The 18,239-nt window shown below is 72.7% G+C and carries 13 protein-coding genes; 7 read left to right on the plus strand and 6 right to left on the minus strand.

The genetic code is table 11. The annotated features are described in order from the left end of the window. Positions 1–32: 32 nt before the first annotated feature. From C1N80_RS13000 to C1N80_RS13025, 6 genes are all read left to right on the plus strand, one after another. A complete protein-coding gene (locus C1N80_RS13000; protein WP_240811132.1) occupies positions 33–1,805 on the plus strand; it encodes an ABC transporter ATP-binding protein in 1,773 nt (590 codons plus the stop codon). Next, the gene (locus C1N80_RS13005) at positions 1,802–3,688 is read left to right on the plus strand and encodes an ABC transporter ATP-binding protein (RefSeq protein WP_137771157.1); all 1,887 of its coding nucleotides are present in this window, start codon (positions 1,802–1,804) and stop codon (positions 3,686–3,688) included. Before C1N80_RS13000 ends, C1N80_RS13005 begins: the two co-directional genes overlap by 4 nt. 234 nt (positions 3,689–3,922) lie before the next feature. Further along, positions 3,923–4,540, plus strand: a complete 618-nt coding sequence (locus tag C1N80_RS13010; RefSeq protein ID WP_240811133.1) for a DUF402 domain-containing protein — start codon at positions 3,923–3,925, stop codon at positions 4,538–4,540. A gap of 295 nt (positions 4,541–4,835) precedes the next feature. Continuing rightward, positions 4,836–7,391 carry an aminopeptidase N gene (gene pepN / locus C1N80_RS13015; RefSeq protein ID WP_137771159.1) on the plus strand — a complete coding sequence of 852 codons (2,556 nt, stop codon included), beginning with the start codon at positions 4,836–4,838 and terminating at the stop codon, positions 7,389–7,391. A 46-nt stretch (positions 7,392–7,437) separates the two neighbouring features. After that, entirely contained in the window at positions 7,438–8,382 is a 945-nt protein-coding gene (locus C1N80_RS13020) for a mechanosensitive ion channel family protein (RefSeq protein ID WP_137771160.1), read from the plus strand. A gap of 13 nt (positions 8,383–8,395) precedes the next feature. Next, a complete protein-coding gene (locus C1N80_RS13025; RefSeq protein ID WP_137771161.1) occupies positions 8,396–8,890 on the plus strand; it encodes a globin in 495 nt (164 codons plus the stop codon). A 31-nt stretch (positions 8,891–8,921) separates the two neighbouring features. Here C1N80_RS13025 and C1N80_RS13030 read toward each other — a convergent pair whose 3' ends face one another. Beyond that, the gene (locus tag C1N80_RS13030) at positions 8,922–9,401 is read right to left on the minus strand and encodes a thioesterase family protein (RefSeq protein ID WP_240811134.1); all 480 of its coding nucleotides are present in this window, start codon (positions 9,399–9,401) and stop codon (positions 8,922–8,924) included. Between the two features lie 41 nt (positions 9,402–9,442). Between C1N80_RS13030 and C1N80_RS13035 the strand changes: the two genes are divergently transcribed. Further along, positions 9,443–10,390 carry an acyl-CoA thioesterase II gene (locus tag C1N80_RS13035; protein WP_137771163.1) on the plus strand — a complete coding sequence of 316 codons (948 nt, stop codon included), beginning with the start codon at positions 9,443–9,445 and terminating at the stop codon, positions 10,388–10,390. Positions 10,391–10,469: 79 nt separating this feature from the next. Here the strand turns inward: C1N80_RS13035 and C1N80_RS13040 are convergent, their stop codons facing one another. The 5 genes from C1N80_RS13040 to C1N80_RS13060 all read right to left on the minus strand — a co-directional run bounded on the left by C1N80_RS13040 (position 10,470) and on the right by C1N80_RS13060 (position 18,210). Beyond that, the gene (locus C1N80_RS13040; RefSeq protein ID WP_137771164.1) at positions 10,470–11,783 is read right to left on the minus strand and encodes an extracellular solute-binding protein; all 1,314 of its coding nucleotides are present in this window, start codon (positions 11,781–11,783) and stop codon (positions 10,470–10,472) included. Positions 11,784–11,818: 35 nt separating this feature from the next. Beyond that, positions 11,819–14,386 (minus strand): alpha-glucan family phosphorylase, encoded by a 2,568-nt coding sequence (gene glgP / locus C1N80_RS13045; RefSeq protein WP_137771165.1) that lies wholly within the window; start codon positions 14,384–14,386, stop codon positions 11,819–11,821. A gap of 224 nt (positions 14,387–14,610) precedes the next feature. Then, positions 14,611–16,293: an energy-dependent translational throttle protein EttA gene (ettA, locus tag C1N80_RS13050; RefSeq protein ID WP_137771166.1), complete on the minus strand. Its 1,683-nt coding sequence runs from the start codon at positions 16,291–16,293 to the stop codon at positions 14,611–14,613. 142 nt (positions 16,294–16,435) lie between these two features. Continuing rightward, positions 16,436–17,122, minus strand: coding sequence for an HAD family phosphatase (locus C1N80_RS13055; RefSeq protein ID WP_137771167.1), 687 nt, complete (start codon positions 17,120–17,122; stop codon positions 16,436–16,438). 11 nt (positions 17,123–17,133) lie between these two features. Then, positions 17,134–18,210: a PDZ domain-containing protein gene (locus C1N80_RS13060; protein ID WP_240811135.1), complete on the minus strand. Its 1,077-nt coding sequence runs from the start codon at positions 18,208–18,210 to the stop codon at positions 17,134–17,136. Positions 18,211–18,239 lie beyond the last annotated feature (29 nt).

Raw genomic sequence — 18,239 nt, forward strand, 5'->3', positions numbered from 1 at the left:
CGCAGGGGCGTCCGCCGGTGTTGGATTCCCTGGTGCCCCGCCGTGATCGTTCCCCCTCGCCCTCCCGCTCCGCCGCTCCCTCGGTGATGCGGTCGATCGTGCGCGGCCACCGCCGCCGGATCCCCTGGATCATGGCGCTGTCCTTCGTCGTCGAGGGCGTGGACATGCTCGTCCCCGTGCTCGTCGGCCTCATCATCGACGCCGGCATCGTGCGCGGCGACCTCGTCCTCACGATCGCGGGCGCCGCCGGCATCTTCGCTATGCGCCTGGTGAGCACATGGGCGTGGACCGTCATGTTCGCCGCCTCGCAGCGCGCCCGCATGTTCGAGCGGCACCGGCTGCGCGTCGCCGTCACCGGAGCCGTGCTCGACCCGCGCTCCACGCCCGTCCAGCGGCCCTCCGGCGAGGTCCTCTCGATCGCGACCTCCGACGCGGACAAGGCCTCCGACGTCATGGACATGCTGCCCTGGGCGTTCCCGGCCTCCGCCGTGGTGCTCGTCGCCTGCGGCTGGCTCGCCTGGCTCGATCCGTGGCTCGGCGTTGCGACGCTCATCGGCATCGTCGTGATGATCATCGTGATCCGGGTGATCTCCCCGATCCTCTCCGCGCGCTACGACGCCCAGCAGTCCAAGGCGGCCGACGCCGCCGCGACCGCGACGGACCTCGTGCACGGCCTGCGCGTGCTGCAGGGCCTCGGCGTGCAGTCCCGCGCCCGCGCCCAGTACCGCCGCCGCTCGCGCACCGCGCTCGACGCGGCGCTCGTGAACGCCCGCTTCTCCGGCGTCGCCGGCGGCCTGACGACCCTCGTCACCGCCGGCATGATGGCGGCCGTCGTCATCATCGCCTCGCAGCGCACGATCACCGGCGAGATGACCATCGGCACGCTCATCGCCGTGGTGGGCGTGGCCCGCTCGAACATGGGCATGCTGCAGGGCCTCTCGGGCCTGCCCGTGTGGTGGGCCTCGATGTCCACCTCGGGGCGGCGCGTCCGCGACCTGCTCGCGGACCTCGGCCGCACGATCGACGACCCCGAGCTCACTCTGACCGCGCTCCGCGACGCCCATGACGACCGCGGCGAGCAGCGCCGCGGCGAGCGCCGCCCCGGCGTGGGCGGTCTGCGCCTGGAGGGGGTGGACACGGGCACCCTGCAGGGCCTGGACCTCGTCGTGCCCGACGGCCGCGTGATCGCCCTCGCGTGCGCCGACGCACGTGACGCGGAGTCCGTCGTGGCCGCCGTGAGCGGGCGCGGCGCGCACACGGGCGTGCACCTCGGCGAGGTCGAGGTCACCGCCGCCACGCGCTTCACCACCCGCGCGGACATGCTCGTGGAGCCGCACGTCGTCGACCTCTTCGACGGCACGCTGCGCGAGCAGCTCGCGACCCGGGTGCCGGACGGCTCCGGTCCCGGCTGGGAGGACCGTGCGCTGCACGCGGCGGGCGCCGACGACCTCCTGCGGATCCTGCCCGACGGCTACGACACCCGCATCCTCGACCGCGGCGCGAACCTCTCCGGCGGCCAGCGCCAGCGGATCGCGCTCGCCCGCGCCGTCGCGGCGGACGCCCCCGTGCTCGTCCTCCACGACCCCACCACCGCGGTCGACGCGGTCACCGAGCAGCACATCGCCGAGGCGCTCGTCGCGGCCCGCCACCTCGAGGACCGGGCGACCCTGCTCGTGACCCGTGCGCCCGCGCTGCTGCGCGCGGCCGACGAGGTCGTCTACCTCCGCGACGGCCGCGTGACCGCCGCCGGCGACCACCAGGACCTCATGGACCGCGACGACTACCGGGAGATGGTGCAGCGATGACCGCTCAGCGCACGGCCCCCACGGCCCCCACCGGCCTGGCCGACCTCCGCCTCGTGGACTGGGACGCCTCGACCGACGACGTCCTCGCGGCGGACGCCACCGCCCGCCGCCAGCTCGACGAGCACGCCCAGATCCTCCCGATCGCGGACGTCCCCACCGCACTGCGCCACGTGGGCGGTCGCCTCTGGCGCTACCGCTGGATGACGCTCGCGACGCTGCTCGTGGTCACCGCGGGCGCGATCGCCGCCGCCTGGATGCCGCGCCTGATCGGCGGGGCGGTGGACGTCGTGCAGTCCGGCGAGGGCTCCGCGGCGCTCTGGCGCCAGGGCGGCCTGATCATGCTCGCGGGCGTGCTGCAGGCGGTCCTCGCCGCGCTCGGCTGGTCGCTCGTGAGCGCGCTCGGCCAGCGGATCCTCGCCGGCATGCGCGAGGACGTCATCGACCGCGCCCTGGACCTGCCCGCGCAGACCATGGAGATCACGGGGATCGGCGACGCGCTCTCCCGCGTCGCCGACGACGTCGACGTCACCGCCCGTGCGGTGAACAACGTCGTCCCGAACCTCATCCAGATGGGCTTCTACGTCGTCGTGACCCTCGTCGGCATGGTCGTGCTCTCGCCGTGGCTGCTGATCCTCGTCGTGGTCGTCGTGCCGATGTACGTGGGCTCGGCGGTCTGGTACCTGCGCCGCACGGCGCCGATCTACCGCCGGGAGCGGGTCGCCATGGGCGCCCGCGCCCAGGGCCTGCTCTCCGCGATCCACGGCATCCCCACGGTGCACGCGTACGGCATCGAGAAGCGGGAGACCCGCCACGTCGCGGTGCTCTCCGAGACCGCCGTGGTGCTCGGCATGCGCGTGATGACCCTCGTGACGAAGCTCGTCAGGGTCATGGTGTGGCCGGAGAACATCGCGATCGCGCTCGTGCTGATCCTCGGCTACGTCATGGTCAACGTCTCCGGTGCGCCGGTGGGCCTCGTGACCGCGGCGGCGCTGTACCTCATCAGCCTGCTGTGGCCGATGATGAACCTCATCTTCAGCCTCGACGACGTGCAGTCCGCCGCCGCCTCGCTCACCCGCATGGTGGGCGTCATCGACGCGATCGACCCCGCCTCCTCCCCCGGCGACGAGGTCCCGGCCGGGGCGGGCATCCGCCTCGAGGGCGTCTCCCACGCCTACGGGACCGATGCCGAGGGCGAGGAGCGCGTGGTGCTGCGCGAGATGGACCTCGACATCGCCGCGGGCGAGACGATCGCGCTCGTGGGCGCCTCCGGTGCGGGCAAGTCGACGCTCGCCTCGATCATCGCGGGCACCCTCGAGCCGCGCCACGGCCGGGTGCTCCACGGCGGGGCGGATCTCGCCCATGCCGACCTCGAGTCGGTGCGCGGCCACGCGAGCATCGTCAGCCAGGACGTGCACGTCTTCCGCGGGACCCTCGCCGATGACCTCCGCCTCGCAAGCCCGGAGGCGAGCGACGAGGAGCTGCGGGAGGCGCTGCGCATCGTCGATGCGGAGGCGTGGGCGCTCGCGCTGCCGAAGGGTCTGGAGACCGAGGTGGGCGAGAAGGGCGAGCGGCTCACCGCGGAGCAGTCCCAGCAGCTGGCGCTCGCGCGCATCGCACTGCAGGACCCGGCGGTGCTCGTCCTCGACGAGGCCACGGCCGACGAGGGCTCCTCGGGCGCCCGGGTTCTCGAGCGCGCCGCGCTCGAGGTGGCCCGCGGCCGCACCACCGTGATCGTCGCCCACCGCCTCTCCCAGGCGGAGCACGCCGATCGGATCCTCGTCATGGCCGACGGCGCCGTCGTCGAGCAGGGCCCCCACCGGGAGCTCGTGAACCGCGGCGGCGTGTACGCCCGGCTCTGGGCCGCCTGGAGCGGCGAGGACTGAGCCGACGCTCTCCGGTCCCGGGGCGCTCCCACCCCCGGGACCCCGGCGCGGATCGACGGCGGGTCGCCCGCACCGCGAACGGGGTGGTCGCGGTATGGTCGGCCCATACTCCTTCCCCTTCGCGGGCAGTGAAGCCCCGGCCCCGCGGCCGGACGGAACGGGGCGCCCGTGGAGGCCGAGCCGGCCGGGAACCCCACCATGTCCACCACATCACGGTGGTCGCCTGGAGACCAGGTGACCTGGACCTACTACACCCCTCAGCACCCCACGCGCACCGTCAGGCCGGGCACCGTCGTGCTCGACGACGAGCGCGGCATCGTCGTCTGGATCGCCCCGGGCACCGAGGTGCTCCTGCCCGTCCTCGAATCCGGGGCGGCCCTGCGCCGCGCCGGCGACGAGGGCATGTTCACCGCGCCGCGGATCCAGTCCAAGCAGCTGTGGACCGGCAACGGGATCCTCATGATCGGTCTGCCGGACTCGCCCTACTCGGTCTGGCTGTTCTACAAGGACGACGGCTCGCTCGGCTGCTACTACGTGAACCTCGAGACCCCCTACGAGCGGACCGAGGAGGGCGTGCGCACGCGCGACCTCGTCCTCGACCTCGTGGTCCTGCCCCGCCGGGACTGGCACTACAAGGACGAGGACGAGCTCGAGGGCGCCGAGCGCACCGGCTACTTCTCCCCCGAGGAGGTCGAGGAGATCCGCGCGGCGGGACGGCAGGCGGAGGAGCACATCGAGCGCTGGGCGTATCCGTTCTCCGCGGGCTACGAGTACTTCTTCCCGGACCCGCGCTGGCCCGTCCCGCGCCTTCCCGCGCACTACACCTGGGACGTGGACCTCACGCGGCGCTGACCTCCTGGAGGGCCCCGCCCGTCACGGGGCGGACGGCGCAACACACCCGCTCCCGGCGCGGGAGGCCGGGGCTCGCGGCGATCCGTTCGCGCGGGAGCAGATCGCGTCCTCGGCGAGCAGCGCGTCGGCGACGGTCCAGGGTGCCCCTGGCTCGTGATGGTCCGCTCCGGACACCCCGCCGGGCCGATGGCGCCCACCGCGGACGTGACAGCCTCACGTCACAGATCGGCCACCATCAGCCCTCGGCCGCGCGAGCGCGGGAGACCCCGGACACAGCGGTGGCAGGATGGCACCCATGACCTCTGAGAACCTCACCCGCGAGGAGGCGCGCCGCCGCGCCTCCTTCCTCTCCACCGCGACCTATGACATCCGACTGGACCTCACCACCGGGCCGGAGACCTTCCGCACGGAGACCACGATCGCCTTCACCGCGAGCGCCGCGGAGGAGACCTTCCTCGACCTCATCGCCCGCACCGTCCACGAGATCGAGCTCAACGGAGAGCTGCTCGAGGACCCCTCCTCCCGCTTCGACGGCGCCCGGGTGAAGCTCCCCGCCGTGCGCGAGGGCGAGAACACCGTGCGGGTCCTCGCCGACGGCGTCTACATGAACACGGGCGAGGGCCTGCACCGCTTCGTGGACCCGGTCGACGACGAGGTCTACCTGTACACGCAGTTCGAGGTCTCCGACGCGCGCCGCATGTTCGCCTGCTTCGAGCAGCCGGACCTCAAGGCCGCCTTCCGTCTCACCGTCACCGCCCCGGACCACTGGCGCGTCATCTCCAACTCCCCCACGCCGGAGCCGGTCCCGCTCTCCCACCGCGAGAACGTCGCGACCTGGGCCTTCGAGCCCACCGAGACGATCTCCACGTACCTCGTCGCGCTCATCGCGGGGGACTACCGCGGCGGTGAGGGCACCGTGACCTCGCGCGACGGCCGCACCATCCCGATGGGCGTCTACGCCCGCGCCTCGCTCGCCGAGCACGTCGACGCCGAGTACGTCATCGACATGACCCGCCGCGGCCTCGAGTTCTACGAGGACGCCTTCGACCAGGACTTCCCGTTCCGCAAGTACGACCAGATCTTCGTCCCGGAGTACAACATGGGTGCGATGGAGAACCCGGGCGCCGTCACCTTCGTGGAGTCCTACGTGTTCCGCTCCGAGGTCTCCGACGCGATCCGTGAGCGCCGCGACCTCACGATCCTCCACGAGCTCGCCCACATGTGGTTCGGCGACCTCGTGACGATGCGCTGGTGGGACGACCTCTGGCTGAACGAGTCCTTCGCCGAGTACGCCTCGACCCTCGCGAGCGCCGAGGCGACCCGCTGGACGGACTCCTGGACCACCTTCGCGAGCTCCGAGAAGGCCTGGGCCTACCGGCAGGACCAGCTGCCCTCGACCCACCCGATCGTCGCGGACATGGTGGACCTCGAGGCGGTCGAGACGAACTTCGACGGCATCACCTACGCGAAGGGCGCCTCCGTGCTGCGTCAGCTCGTCGCCTACGTCGGCAAGGACTCCTTCTTCGAGGGTCTGCGCGCCTACTTCGCGAAGCACGCCTGGGGCAACACCGAGCTGAAGGACCTGCTCGTCGAGCTCGAGGCGACGAGCGGCCGCGACCTCGGCGCCTGGACCCGGCAGTGGCTGCAGACCGCCGGGGTCAACACGCTGCGCCCCGTCGTCGAGCGCGACGCCCAGGGCGCCGTGACCCGCTTCGCGATCGCCCAGGAGGCCGCGGAGGAGCACCCGACGCTGCGCGCGCACCGCCTGCGCGTGGGCGGCTTCTCCCTCCAGGACGGGCGCCTCGTGCGCACCGAGCAGGTCGAGCTCGACGTGGACGGCCCGCTCACCGAGGTGCCGCAGCTGGTCGGGAGGCGCGCGGACCTCTGGTTGGTCAACGACGACGACCTCGCCTACGCGAAGATCCGTCTCGACGACGCCTCCCTCGCCCTCGCGACCGAGCACCTGCGCGACCTCGAGGACCCCCTCGCCCGCACGCTGCTGTGGTCCGCCGCGTGGGACATGGTGCGCGACGCCGAGCTGCCCAGCCGCCGCTTCCAGGAGCTCGTGCTCGCGAACCTCACCGGGGAGGATTCCTCGAGCGTGGTGCGCACCCTGCTCCAGCAGCTCGAGTCCGTGGCCGGTCCCTTCGCCGCGGAGTCCGAGCGGGCCGCCCGCTCCGCGGGCGCCGCGAGCGCCGTGTGGGAGCTCGCCGAGGCCGCCGAGGCCGGCTCCGACACCCAGCTGCAGCTCGTGGAGACCTTCGCCCGCCTCGCCTCCACCGAGGAGCATCGCGAGGTGCTCGCGGGCCTGCTCGACGGCTCCCGCACGCTCCCCGGCCGCACGATCGACACCGACCTGCGCTGGAAGCTCGTCATCGGCCTCGCGGCGCTCGGCGGGATCGACGCCGCCGGGATCGACGCGGTGCTCGCGGACGACGACACGCAGTCCGGCCGGAAGTCCGCCCTCACGGCGCACGCCGCACTGCCGACCTCCGAGGCCAAGGCCGACGCCTGGCGGCGCACCGTCGAGCGTGACGAGCTCGCCAACGAGTCCGTCACCGCGGTCGTCATGGGGCTGCGCCGCGTCGTCGACCCGGCCCTGCTCGCCCCCTACGAGCGCGCGTACTTCTCGATGATCGACGGGGTCTGGGCCGACCGGTCGAGCGAGATCGCCAACCGGCTCGTCCAGGGCTACTTCCCCTCGACCTTCGGCGGGCAGTCCGTGCTCGACGACGCCGACGCCTGGCTCGCGGACCACGAGGACGCCCCCTTCGGGCTGCGCCGCGTGATCATCGAGGGCCGGGACACGGTGGCCCGCCAGCTGCGGGTGCGCGAGGCGGATCACGCCTGAGGACGCCCTGGACGACGGTCGGCGTGGGCATGGATAGAGTCGCGGCATGGACGATCGCGCACTCCCGGACCTGTCCGCGCCGGCCTCCCCGGACGCCGCGCTGACCCTTCTGGACTCCGCCTGGGGCTGGCTCCTGAGCTCAGGCCTGACTATCGTCGTCATCCTCGTGGCGGCGACGGTGATCAGCGCCGTCACGGGCTGGCTCATCCGGCGCTTCTTCCGCACGATGAGCCAGTCCTCCGCACGGCTGTCCACCGTCGCGGGCTCGATGACGAAGCGGGACTCCCGGCAGGCGAAGGCCGCCCGCTCCCGGCGGGAGCAGCGCACGGAGACGCTCTCGAGCGTCGCCCGGAACGTCTCACGACTCGTCATCTGGGCGATCGCCTCGGTGATGATCCTCAGCGAGATCGGCGTGAACGTCGCGCCCGTCATCGCCTCCCTCGGCGTCGTGGGCCTCGCCGCCGGCATCGGCGCGCAGACCCTCATCAAGGACGTCGTCGCCGGCATCGTCATGCTCTTCGAGGACCTCGTCGCCGTGGGCGACACCGTGGACCTCGAGTACGCGACCGGCACCGTCGAGGGCATCAACCTCCGGGTCACCCAGGTGCGCTCCCTCGACGGCACCCTGTGGACCGTGCGCAACGGCGAGATCATCCGGATCGGCAACTTCACCCAGGGCTACTCCAACGCCGTCGCCCTGTTCGACATCGACACCGAGGCGGAACACGCCACCGTGACCGATCTGCTGCAGGGCGTGACCGACGAGTTCGTCGCGGATCCGGCCTGGTCGGACCGCGTCACCGGCGACCCCGCAGTGAGCGGCATCCTCGGCGTGGACGGCTCGCGCGTGCAGCGCCGGATCGTCGTGCCCGTCGAGGCCGGTGCCCAGTGGGACGCCGAGCAGGAGCTGCGCCGGCGCGTGCGCGCCGCCTTCCACGAGGCGGGGGTCGCCTTCGCGCAGCCCCGCTTCTCCGACACCCTCCCGAAGTGAGAGCATCCCGGTCATGACCGATCCCCGTCCCAGCCTCCCCGTCGGCCCCGCGGGACCCGCCGGACCCGCCGAGCCTTCCGGACCCTCCCCGAGCTTCTTCGAGGCGGTGGGCGGGCATGCGACCTTCACCGCGCTCGTGGACCGCTTCTACGCGGGCGTCGCGGAGGACGAGCTGCTGCGTCCCATGTACCCCGAGGAGGACCTGGGGCCCGCGAAGGTGCGCCTGCAGACCTTCCTCGAGCAGTACTGGGGCGGCCCCAAGACCTATGGCGAGCAGCGCGGCCACCCGCGGCTGCGCATGCGCCACGCACCCTTCCCCGTCTCCCCCGCCGCCCGGGACGCGTGGCTCGCGCACATGCGCGCGGCCGTGGACTCGCTCGAGCTCTCGCCGCTGCACGAGGCGACCCTGTGGGACTACCTCGAGCGCGCCGCTCACTCGATGGTCAACACGGTCGACGGCGGCGCCGCGCCGATGGCCGGCCAGCAGATCCCCGACCGCCTCTCCTGAGCGCCGGCGGCGACCCGCCCCGCGCGCAGCGTCAGTCGCGGAAGACGAGCCCCTCGCCCGCGAACGGCGCGAGCGCCTCACGGGCCGCGGCGTCGAGCCGCACCGGGCGCCCGCTCACGGCGTCCACCATGACGACCACGGTGCGCGCCCGCGCGTACGGCGCGGCGCCGTCGGGGTCGTCGGCGGTGAGCACGAGGTAGTCCACCGTGAGGCTCGCCCCGCCGATCCGCGAGATCCACAGCCGCACCACGGCGCCGTCGCGGCGGTGGCCGAGCTGGCGGGCGTACTCCACCCGCTGGGAGGCGATGACCGTGCTCACCGGTGCGCCGGCGCCCGAGACGGGCAGCGCGGCCGGGGGCGCCTCGGCGCCGAGGGCGATCTGGTCCTCCGGCACCTGCCAGAACGCCGCGATGCGGGCCTCCTCGAGCAGCCGCAGCATCGCGGCGTTGTTCACATGCCCGTAGGCGTCGAGGTCGGTCCAGCGAACGGGGATGGTGAGGTCGAGATGCATGGGAGCCATCGTAGGCGGCTGCGACCAGTACGATTCCCCGCATGAGCACCCCGGACCCGTCCCCCGCCACGATCGCCCAGGGACTCCTGGACCTCCTGGACCTGCGCCCCGCGGAGCTCGACGAGCGCAACGCGACCCCGTCGACCGTCGCCGCCTTCGAGGGCGGCTCGAACCCGCAGCCGGGCGGTCACGTGTTCGGCGGCCAGGTCATGGGGCAGGCGGTCACGGCGGTGGGCCGCACGGTCCCCGAGGGACGCCGCATCCACTCGATGTACTCCTACTTCCTCGCCCCCGGCGACCCCGAGCATCCGATCCGCTTCCAGGTCGAGAACCTCCGCGACGGCGGCTCCTTCTCCGTGCGGCGCGTGCTCGCCACCCAGCCCGGCCGGCAGGACGGCGAGGAGGAGCGGACGATCCTCGCGATGACCGCTTCCTTCCAGGAGGACCAGGACGGTCTCGAGCACTCCGAGCGCGCCCCCGAGGCCCCCTCCCCCGACGGCCTGCCCACCACGGCCGAGGTGCTCGCGGGCATCGACCACCCCGTCGCCCGCTACTGGGCGACCCAGCGCCCCATCGACATCCGCCACGTCACGGACCCGATCTACCTGGGCCCGGACCCGCGCGGCGCGGGCGACCCGCACACGACGGACACGCAGATGGTGTGGATGCGCACCCTCGCCCCGGTGCCGGCGACCCCGCTGCTGCACGACGCGATCCTCGCCTTCGCGAGCGACTACACGCCCTTCGAGCCGATCCTGCGCCGGCAGGGCCTGAGCTGGGTGACGCCGGGCCTGCGGATGGCGACGATCAACCACGCCATCTGGTGGCACCGCCACGTGCGGGCCGACGAGTGGCTGCTGTACGTGCAGCGCTCCCCGAGCGCCTCGGGCGGCCGCGGGCTCACCCACGGGCAGGTGTTCGACCGCGAGGGCGATCTCGTGGCGACCGTGACCCAGGAGGGCATGATCCGGGTCAAGCAGCGGCCCTGACATGACCCGACCCGACCTGATCTGATCTGGTCTGACCGGATCCGACCGCCGTCCCGGCCGGCTCCCGGGGGATGCCGGCTCAGCCCTGGCCGACGGCCTCCGTCGCGGCCTTCTGCGCCTTCGGGAGCGCCTCCGCGGCGGTCGCCTCGCCGGTGAAGATCGTCGCGATTATCTCGAGCGCGGCGCCGGTGCCGTCCGCCGAGCGCACGCCGACCTCCGGTGTCGCGATCGCATCGGGGAGCTCCGCGATCTCGGAGACGTCGACCTTCAGCTCCGCCCAAGCGTCGGACCAGGCCGAGCGCAGGTCGCGGTGCGCAGGCACCCCGAGGCGCGCCTCGACGAGGGGCCGCTGGGCGTCCGCGCCCCCGAGGAACCGCAGCAGCTTCGCGATCGCCGCGGTGCGGTCGTCATCCTTCGTGACCGCGCCGACCGCCGCGACCGTGTGCACGAGCGGCCGGGCGCCGTCGGTGCCGGCGACGACCTCGTGCACCGTCCACCCGAAGGTGCCCTGGACGCCGTCGCTCACGGCCGCGAGATCGTAGGTGCCGGTCTGCAGCAGGGCCAGGCGGCCCTGGGTGAAGAGGTCGCGGCAGAAGGCGGTGTCCGTCGTCGTCTCCGCGCCCGCGGGGGCGAGACCGTCCGCAGCCATGTCGGCGAGGTACTGCACGACGGCGACGCCCTCGTCGGAGGCGAAGTCGAAGGCCTCGTCCTCGTCCTGCCAGGTGCCGCCGGCACCCGCGAGGAACGGTCCGAGCACGCCGCTGCGGTCCGGCTGGGCGCTGAAGCCGATCCGACCGGAGCCGCCGCCGTCGTCGCTCGCCCCGCCCCCGGCGACGGCCCGGGCGGCGTCGCGCAGCGAGTCGCTCTTCGCCCCGGGATCCGCCTCGAGCTCGGCCGGGTCCGCGCCCGTCGGGTCCAGGAGATCGCGGTTGGCGATCAGGACGCTGCGGTCGTAGAGCTGCGGGACGCCCCAGAGCGTGTCCGCCCGGCGGTACTGGTCCGTCGCGGCGGTCTCCCAGGAGGAGACGTCCTTGCCGACGACCGCGCCGACGTCCACGAGCGACTCGGCGTCGACGAGCTGGGCGAGGTTCGCGGTGTTCATCCACAGCACGTCCGGCAGGGAGCCGGCCGCGGCGTCGAGCGGCACCTGCTTCCAGTACTCGTCCCAGGCGAGCACCTCGACCTCCACCTCGAGGCCCGTGTCCTCCGTGAAGGCGGCGAGCGCCGTGCGATAGGCGGAGGCGGCGGCGTCGTCCCAGACCCGCATGCGCAGGGCGTCGCCGTCGGCGAGCTCCGCGGACTCCTCGGGCTTCGAGCAGGCGGAGAGGACGCCCGCCCCGGCCACCCCTGTCGCAGCGGCGGCGGTGTGCAGGAGCTGGCGGCGGGTGAGCACGGGGCGGGGTCCTTCCGTCGGGGTGCTGCGGCGGCTCAGGCGGTGGCGACCAGCCCGAGCTCGGCCCGGGAGGCGAGCACCGGATGCTGCGGCGTGGCGCGCACGGTGCATCCGATCTCACCGGGGACCGTGAGCGCGAAGCGGGCGGCCCAGCGGCCGTCCTCCCCACGCCGCAGCGGGATGAGCTGTCCGCCGATGATCTCACCCTTCTCGTCCACCGGGCCCAGCACGGCCTCGACGAGCAGGTCCTGCTCCTCGAGCCCGCCGCGCTGCACCTCCGCGGAGAGCCTCACCTCGCCGCCGGTCGCGACCCGGCCGCCCTCGACGCCCTCAAGCCGCACGTCCTGCACCGCGACCTGCGACCACGCGGCGCCCACGCGCTCCTTCCAGGCGGTGAAGGAGGAGGCGGTCGAGGGGTCCTGCGCGAAGCGCGCGGCGGCCCGGGCCGCCGGCGTGTAGAGATCGGTCACGTAGTCGCGCACCATGCGCGCCGCGGTGATCTGCGGCGCGATCCGCACGAGCGAGGTGCGCACCGTCTCCATCCAGCCGTGCTGGAGTCCGCGCTCGTCCCGCTCGTGGAACAGCGGGACGATCCGGTTCTCGAGGATCTCGTAGAGCGCGTTCGCCTCGAGGCGGTCGCGCTCGTGCTGGTCGGCGACCTGGGCGGTGGGGATGGTCCAGCCGGCCTCGTCGTCCTTCATCTCGTCCCACCAGCCGTCGGAGACGGAGAAGGTGAGCCCGCCGTTGAGGACGGCCTTCATACCGGAGGTGCCGGAGGCCTCCTCGGGGCGGATCGGGTTGTTCAGCCAGACGTCGGCGCCCGCGATGAGCACGGAGGCCATGCGGATGTCGTAATCCGGCAGGAACACGATCCGGTGGCGCACGCCGGCCTCGTCGGCGAAGCGCACGAGCTGCTGGAGGAACTCCTTGCCGGGGCGGTCCGCCGGGTGGGACTTCCCGGCGATGACGAACTGCACGGGCCGCTCGGGGTCCAGCAGGATGCGGCGCAGGCGCTCGGGGTCCGAGAGCATGAGCGTCAGGCGCTTGTAGGTGGACACCCGGCGGGCGAAGCCGATGGTGAGCGCCTGCGGGTCGAGGATGTGCTCGGTCCAGCCGAGCTCCGCCTCGTCTGCGCCGCGGCGCAGCCAGGCCCGCTTCACGTGCTTGCGGGCCATGTCCACGAGGTCGCTGCGGAGGCGGTCCCGGGCGCCGGTGAGCTCGTGGTCGGTGAGGGCGGCGAGCGCGCTCCAGTCGGAGAGCGCGGAGACGTCCACGTCGCCGAGGGCCTTCTTGTAGAGGTCGTCCATCACCGGGGAGGTCCAGGTGCGGCGGTGCACGCCGTTGGTGACCGAGGTGATCGGCACCTCGGGGACGTCGAAGCCGGGGTAGAGCTCCTGGAACATCGCCCGGGAGACGGCGCCGTGGAGCTTCGCGACGCCGTTCGCGCGCTGCGCGATGCGGAAGCCGAGGTGCGCCATGTTGAACACCTCGCCGCCCTCCTCGGTGCCGAGCGCGAGCGCGGCCTCGACGGGCAGCGCGGGAATCAGCCGGGAGAGACCGGACTCGTCGGCGTCGAGGTAGCGGCGCAGCTCATCCGTGTCGAAGCGGTCGATGCCCGCGGGCACCGGGGTGTGGGTGGTGAAGACCGTGCCGGCGCGCACCTCGGCGTGGGCCTCGGCGAAGGAGGCGCCGCCCTGCATGAGCGTGCCCACGCGCTCGAGGCCGGAGAAGCCGGCATGGCCCTCGTTGAGATGGAAGACGGTGGGCGCAGGGGCGCCGGTGAGGCGCGAGTAGGCCTCGACGGCGCGCACGCCGCCGATCCCGAGCACGATCTCCTGCACGATCCGGTGCTCGTGGTCGCCGCCGTAGAGGCGGTCGGTGATGGCCCGCAGGTCCTCGTCGTTCGACGCGACGTTCGTGTCCAGGAGCAGCAGCGGCACCCGACCCACCTGCGCCACCCACACGGCGATGGCGACCTCGCGGCCGCCGGGGAGGGTCACGGAGACGGTGAGCTGCTCACCGTCCTCGCCGCGCACCTCCTGCACGGGCAGGGAGGCGGGGTCGTTGAGCTTGTACTCCTCCTGCTGCCAGCCCTCGCGGTCCAGTGACTGCGAGAAGTAGCCCCACTGGTAGAGCAGGCCGATCGCGGTGAGCGGCACGCCGAGGTCCGAGGCGGACTTCAGGTGGTCACCGGCGAGGATGCCGAGACCGCCGGAGTAGATCGGCAGGGTCGGGGTGATGCCGAACTCCATGGAGAAGTAGGCGACGGAGGTCGGCGCGCCGGCGCCGCCGCCCGTGCTGCCCGCGGTGCGCTGGAACCAGCGGCCCGAGTCGAGGTAGGTGCGCAGGTCGCCGATCTCTCCGCGCATGCGGGAGAGGAAGGACTCGTCCCGGGCGGCCTCGGCGAGGCGCGAGGCGGGGACGGTGGGGAGCATGGCGATCGGGTTGCCGTCGCTCGCGGCGAAGGCCGCCGGGTCGAGCGTGCGGAAGAGGTCCGCGGTCTGGCGGCGCCAGGTCCAGCGGAGGTTCATGGCGAGCTCCCGCAGCGGCGAGAGGGCGGCGGGCAGGTCCGAGGACACCGTGATCGTCGAGATCGGCTTCATGGCACCACGATACCCGAGGGGACGCCGATTCTTGCGTCTCTGCCGCAAGCCCCTGACCTGGCACTTCACCCCGAAGCTCGGAGGTTCCCCCCGGTTTCTGCAAGTTCTTTCAGCCTGCGGGCACGGTCGACGGCGACGGCCCCGCCGCGGCCGGCCGGAGCCGGTCGCGACGGGGCCGCGTCAGGTCGGGAGGGTCGCCGGGGCGGTCATGCCCCGGCACCCGCTCAGTCGCGGGTGAGGCGACGGTGCGTCACGCGGTGGGGACGCGCCGCGTCCTCGCCCAGGCGCTCGACCTTGTTCTTCTCGTACGCCTCGAAGTTGCCCTCGTACCAGTACCAGTTCGACGGGTTCTCCTCGGTGCCCTCGTAGGCCAGGATGTGCGTCGCGACCCGGTCCAGGAACCAGCGGTCGTGGGAGACGACGACGGCGCAGCCGGGGAACTCGAGCAGCGCGTTCTCGAGCGAGCCGAGGGTCTGCACGTCGAGGTCGTTCGTCGGCTCGTCGAGCAGGAGGACGTTGCCGCCCTGCTTGAGGGTGAGCGCGAGGTTCAGGCGGTTCCGCTCGCCGCCGGAGAGCACGCCGGCCTTCTTCTGCTGGTCCGGGCCCTTGAAGCCGAACTGGCTGACGTAGGCGCGCGAGGGGATCTCGACCTTGCCGACCTGGATGAAGTCGAGCCCGTCGGAGACGACCTCCCAGAGGTTCTTCTCCGGATCGATGTTCTCGCGGTTCTGGTCGACGTAGCTGATCTGGACGCTCTGGCCCACCTTCAGCTCGCCGCCGTCGAGCTCCTCGAGCCCCACGATCGTCTTGAACAGCGTCGTCTTGCCGACGCCGTTCGGGCCGATGACGCCGACGATGCCGTTGGGCGGCAGGGAGAACGAGAGGCCGTCGATGAGCACGCGCTCCCCGAAGCCCTTCTTGAGGTCCTTGCCGTCGATGACCTGGTTGCCGAGCCGCGGGCCCGGCGGGATGGTGATCTCCTCGAAGTCGAGCTTGCGGGTGCGCTCGGCCTCCGCGGCCATCTCCTCGTAGCGGGCCAGTCGCGCCTTGGACTTCGCCTGGCGACCCTTGGCCGAGGAGCGCACCCACTCGAGCTCCTCCTTGAGGCGCTTGGCGAGCTTCGCGTCCTTCTTGCCCTGGACGGCGAGGCGCTCCTCCTTCTTCTCCAGGTAGGTGGAGTAGTTGCCCTCGTAGGGGTAGAGGTGGCCGCGGTCGACCTCGGCGATCCACTGGGCCACGTGGTCCAGGAAGTACCGGTCGTGGGTCACGGCGATGACGGCGCCCTCGTACTGCTGGAGGTGCTGCTCGAGCCAGAGCACGCTCTCCGCGTCGAGGTGGTTGGTGGGCTCGTCGAGGAGGAGCAGATCCGGCTTCTCCAGGAGGAGCTTGCACAGCGCCACGCGGCGGCGCTCACCGCCGGAGAGATGGGTGACCTGCTCGTCGCCGGGCGGGCAGCGCAGGGCGTCCATCGCCTGCTCGAGCTGGGAGTCGAGGTCCCAGCCGTTCGCCGCGTCGATCTCGGTCTGGAGCTTCCCCATCTCCTCCATGAGCGCGTCGAAGTCCGCGTCCGGCAGGGCCATCTCCTCGCCGATGGCGTTGAAGCGCTGCACCTTGCGGTAGAGGTCGCCCATGCCCTCCTGGACGTTCTCCAGGACGGTCTTGGTCTCGTCCAGCGGCGGCTCCTGGAGCAGGATGCCGACGCTGTAGCCGGGGCTGAGGCGGGCCTCGCCGTTGGAGGGCTGGTCGAGACCGGCCATGATCTTGAGGATCGTCGACTTGCCGGCGCCGTTGGGGCCCACCATGCCGATCTTGGCGCCGGGGTAGAAGCTCATGGTGACGTCATCGAGGATGACCTTGTCTCCCACGGCCTTCCGGGCCTTGTACATCGTGTAGATGAACTCTGCCACCTGAGGTTCCTTCTCGAAGAGGGGTCGGGGGTCCGCACCGGCGCGCCACAGCGGGGCGCCGCACGGGACGGGCGATCCCCGACTCTACCCGGAGCCCGTCCCCGGCTCACCCAGACCGCCCGCAGCAGCGGGGAGGGTCGTGTCAGTCCAGCGGGATGCCGCGCTCGGCGAGCACGCGCCGCGCCTGGACCGCGCCATGCTCGACGCCCTCGGGGCGGGGGTCGCCGTTGCGCGGCCACAGGTGCGCGTCGATGCCGAGGGCGCGGGCCGCCTCGACGTTGTCCTCGCGGTCGTCGAAGAACACGACGTCCCCGGGCCGCGCCACCCCGCCGTTCTCGTGCGCGAGCACCTCGAGCAGGATCTCGTAGATCTCGCGCTCGGGCTTGACGACCTTCTCCTCCCCCGAGATCACGGCGAAGGAGAAGGCCTCGAACCAGTCGGTGCGGCGCACGGCCTCGCCGAAGCCCACCGAGGCGTTGGAGAGCAGCACGAGGCGCACCTCGTTGCGGGCGAGGTCGTGCAGGAGCGCGCGGGACTCGGGGTCCAGGCGCAGGAAGTAGCGGTCGTCGGCCGCCTGCAGCTCGGCGACCTCCTCGGCGCTCAGGGTCTCGATCCCGCTCGCGGCGGCCACGCTCCCCCAGTAGGTCGCGGCGTCGACGGTGCCGCGGTCGTAGTCGGGGCGGTGGGACCAGAGGGACTCGCCGAGGGTCGCGGCGTCGCCGCCGAGCAGCTCGTGCAGGTCCGGCACGGGGTCGTGCCCCGCGCTCAGCACACCGCCGAAGTCGAGCACGACGGTGGGGCGGGCGGGGGTGCGGCGCTTGCGGGCCATGGGTGTCCTCCTCAGGAGCTGCAGGTGGGCAGGTCGTCGGTGCTGCCGGTGGAGCCGATCGTCTCGACCGCGTGTCGGGCCTCCTCGAAGGTGGAGACCTTGACGACGGCGAGGCCGTCGGGGACGTGTCCCGTGACCTCGTCGCAGTTCTCCGCCGGGGCGAGGAAGTAGTCGGCGCCGGCGTCCCGGGCGCCGACCATCTTCTGGCGGATCCCGCCGATCGCGCCGACGGCGCCCTCCGCGTCGATCGTGCCGGTGCCCGCGATGTCCTTGCCGCCGGTGAGCGCGCCGGGGGTGAGCTCGTCGTACACCGAGAGCGCGAACATGGTGCCGGCGCTGGGACCGCCGACGTCGCCGACGGAGATGCCGACGTCGATCGGGAAGTCGTGGCCGGCGCCGAGGACGATGCCCATGCGGGGCTTCCCGTCGGCCTGCTCGGTGGGCACCTGGAGCGTCTGCTCCTCCCCCTCGCGCTCGACGGTCATCTCGACGTCCTGGCCGGCGGGCGTCGCGGCGGCGAGCGCCTGGAAGCCCGCGGTGTCCGAGGCGGACTCCCCGTTGATGCGGAGCACGCGGTCGCCGGGCTCGAGGACGCCGTCCGCGGGGGCGCCCGTCTCGACGCCGGCGACGATGACCGTGTCCTCGTAGGGGATGTCGAGCTCGTCGAGGGCCACGGCGACGGCGTCCTGCTGGGAGGTGCTCATCTGCACGGAGGTCTCGAGGCTGCTCTCCTCGGCGCTCTGGTCCTCGGGGTAGAGCAGCTCGCGCGGCAGCACCGAGCGGGTGCCGTCGAACCAGGCGACGAGGACCTCCGCGGCGGTGACCCGGTAGCCGGGGCCGCCGTCGACGGAGACCGTGGTCATCATGAGCTCGCCGTCGGTGGGATAGGTGGGGTGCTCGTCGCCGCCGTCGATCGTGAGGATCTTCTCGTCCTCGTAGTCGCCGAGGACGTCGATCGCCGGGCCCGGGCTCTCGATGACGTACGGGACCGGCAGCAGCGAGGCCCCCAGGATCATGACGCACAGGGAGGCGAGGCTCACCCCTGCCAGGACCGGGCGGTGCAGGGTGGAGGGGGCGGGAGAGCTCACCGGGACATTGTGCCGCACCGCGCGCACAC

Source organism: Brachybacterium sp. SGAir0954, from assembly GCF_005490785.1.
In the GTDB taxonomy this organism is placed as follows: Bacteria; Actinomycetota; Actinomycetes; order Actinomycetales; family Dermabacteraceae; genus Brachybacterium; species Brachybacterium rhamnosum.

Excerpts from the sequence above, each read along its gene's own strand:
- C1N80_RS13005 (WP_137771157.1), top strand. The coding sequence starts at position 1,802 with ATGACCGCTCAGCGCACGGCCCCCACGGCCCCCACCGGCCTGGCCGAC.
- pepN (WP_137771159.1), top strand. The coding sequence starts at position 4,836 with ATGACCTCTGAGAACCTCACCCGCGAGGAGGCGCGCCGCCGCGCCTCC.
- C1N80_RS13020 (WP_137771160.1), top strand. The coding sequence starts at position 7,438 with ATGGACGATCGCGCACTCCCGGACCTGTCCGCGCCGGCCTCCCCGGAC.
- C1N80_RS13025 (WP_137771161.1), top strand. The coding sequence starts at position 8,396 with ATGACCGATCCCCGTCCCAGCCTCCCCGTCGGCCCCGCGGGACCCGCC.
- C1N80_RS13030 (WP_240811134.1), bottom strand. The coding sequence starts at position 9,401 with ATGCATCTCGACCTCACCATCCCCGTTCGCTGGACCGACCTCGACGCC.
- C1N80_RS13035 (WP_137771163.1), top strand. The coding sequence starts at position 9,443 with ATGAGCACCCCGGACCCGTCCCCCGCCACGATCGCCCAGGGACTCCTG.
- glgP (WP_137771165.1), bottom strand. The coding sequence starts at position 14,386 with ATGAAGCCGATCTCGACGATCACGGTGTCCTCGGACCTGCCCGCCGCC.
- C1N80_RS13055 (WP_137771167.1), bottom strand. The coding sequence starts at position 17,122 with ATGGCCCGCAAGCGCCGCACCCCCGCCCGCCCCACCGTCGTGCTCGAC.